The 2,356-nt window shown below is 49.1% G+C and carries 1 protein-coding gene and 1 pseudogene; both read right to left on the minus strand.

What is annotated here, in order from left to right:
• On the minus strand, nucleotides 1-1,396 hold a 1,396-nt coding region (locus QUA38_RS28545; RefSeq protein WP_333167815.1), incomplete at its 3' end, for a type I restriction-modification enzyme R subunit C-terminal domain-containing protein.
• Nucleotides 1,397-1,606: 210 nt separating this feature from the next.
• Nucleotides 1,607-2,287, minus strand: a pseudogene (locus QUA38_RS28550) (DEAD/DEAH box helicase family protein); the annotation flags it as partial.
• Nucleotides 2,288-2,356 lie beyond the last annotated feature (69 nt).

Here is a 2,356-nt window from a genome sequence, read left to right on the forward strand (position 1 = left end):
CCCTTAAAAACTGAATCTGATTGGAGTTAAACTGCCGTTGGGCAATAAAATCCTCAAAATTCCGCCTTACCACATCTTGATAATCCGGCAATCCCTCAATCTCGAACAGCTCTCGCAGAAACGATAATAAACTATTCACCTTCAGATTAAACGCCTTGCGAATATTCGACTCCGACAACTGCACGTTTGGGCCACCCAACTCCTGCCTTAGAATACGCTCTAACGCCACCAGTTGCAAGTCCGTCACTGCTTCCCCGTTGCGAATTGCTGCAATTGTCGGGTGATTTTCGACAATTTCCAACACCTTCGCCTCAACTCGTTGGCGATATTCCTCCACATAAACCTGTTCTCCCCCTTCTCCCAAGCTGATATAACCACTGGTAGCAATACGATCGCCCAAATCAATCTCAATAAACGAACTGGGACGCTGACGCCGATTTTTCATCTGATTCGCCAAATCCGCGATCGCCCGATTTAACTCTTCCGGTGTCGCCTTCCGCAGCCGATGCGACAAGCAAAAATCCGCCGAGCCCCGACGCTGGGAGTCCTCAAACACAAAATCCGGCAACCGACTCACATCCTCCGCGATCGATTCCAACGTCCCCGGTTTTGCCCCATCGGTGAGAATCTCCAGCTTCAACCGTTCCACCTTATTTGTAAACGTCGCCGCCGCCACATCCACCCCCGCCACAAACCTCAGCAACGGCGCAACCTGAGTGCGGAGAAAATCAATATTGCGCTGACTCAGATACCGCCAAAATCCATCCGTCCAAGCTTGCTCAATCTGAGAATAAACCTGCTGCACGCTAAACGCATCGCGGGGAATTTGGTTAATTTGCTGCCGTAAATCCCTAATTGCCTGCTGACAATCTGCCGATTCCTGATTATTTAGATAAAGTTCCAGCAGCTTCAAGCGCGTGTTAAAAATCTTTACCGTAACAGGCAGATTTTGTGTCACCGTCTCCTCACTGGGGTCTTTATCAAACTCATTCTCCCAGAAGTCGATAATCAGAAACTCATCCTTATGCCCATTGGGAAGCCGATGAAAATAGCGGCAAGCGTCATTACTGCGCGTCCCCCGTCCAATCATCTGCTGCATTTTGATCAGAGAATGGACGGGCTTCACAAACACCAAATTGACCACCTCCGGCACGTCTATCCCGGTATCCAGCAAATCGACAGAAATAGCAATGCGCGGCATCTCTTCCTTCTTGAATCGATCGATCAAATCATCGGTGCGTTCCATCTGGGAAGTAATCACCTGCACCATGTCGGGATACTGAGGATACATCTCCTCAAACACGCTTGCCAACCGCAGGGCATGGTTTTGACTCACCGCAAATACAATCGTTTTACCCGGATACTGCCCCGATTCATCCTTGTGGCAAACCTCCATAATTTCTTCCCACTGCCTCCGCAGCGTATCCCGATTGCTGACAGTGCGCTCTAATTCCGTCCCCTCATAATCAATTTCATCGGGATCTAACCCTTGCTGAATCAAAGTATTGCGGTCTTCTTCAGAAAGATTTGCCCCGCGTATCCCCTCCCGTTGAAAGCGAGTCTGTGCTTGACGAAGGCTGTAATCTACGAGATAGCCTTCATTCACCGCATCTCGATAAGGATAATTAAAAGTCGGAATACCATCACAGCGAAAAAGCTGGAACGTATTGCGCTCAATAAAAGCCGCTGGCGTTGCCGTTAGTCCAATAATCCGCCCATCGAAATATTCCACCACCTCGCGGAACTGGTTGTAAATCGATCGATGAGATTCATCAAAAATCACCACGTCAAAGAAGCCAGGAGAGAACTTTTTGTAACACTTAACCAGCGTTTGCAGCGTTCCCACATACAGCCGCTTGCTGTAATCAATGTTGTAGGTACGGATTCTATCTCTTGGCTCGTTCGGCAAATAAACCTTAAAATTCTCATCTAGGGCCTGCTTCACCAACGCATCTCGATCCGCTACAAATAGCACCGTCCGCGCTTAATTCGCTCTCAGAAACAACTCAATCAGCGCCATAATCGTGCGCGTTTTCCCCGTTCCCGTCGCCATCACCACCAGCGCCCGCCGGTGTCCATCGTCAAAGCGTTCGCTAACCCGTTGAATTGCCAACTGCTGATAGGTTCGGTTGGCAATGGCAAGATTCACGCTCAACTGTTGTAAGGGGATTTTGTTCTGACGGATGTAGAGCAAATTCTGCAAGTCTCTGGGCGAGAAGAAACCCGCCACTTGGCGCTTATGTTCGTTCCCGACATCCCAGAAAAATGTCTTGTCCCCATTACTCATAAAAGCAAGGGGGCGAAAACTCTGGCGTTTCTCAATCTCTGTAACGTAATGCCTCACCTGCTGTTCTGC

This window comes from Microcoleus sp. Pol12B4 (assembly GCF_036701385.1).
Lineage (GTDB): Bacteria > Cyanobacteriota > Cyanobacteriia > Cyanobacteriales > Microcoleaceae > Microcoleus.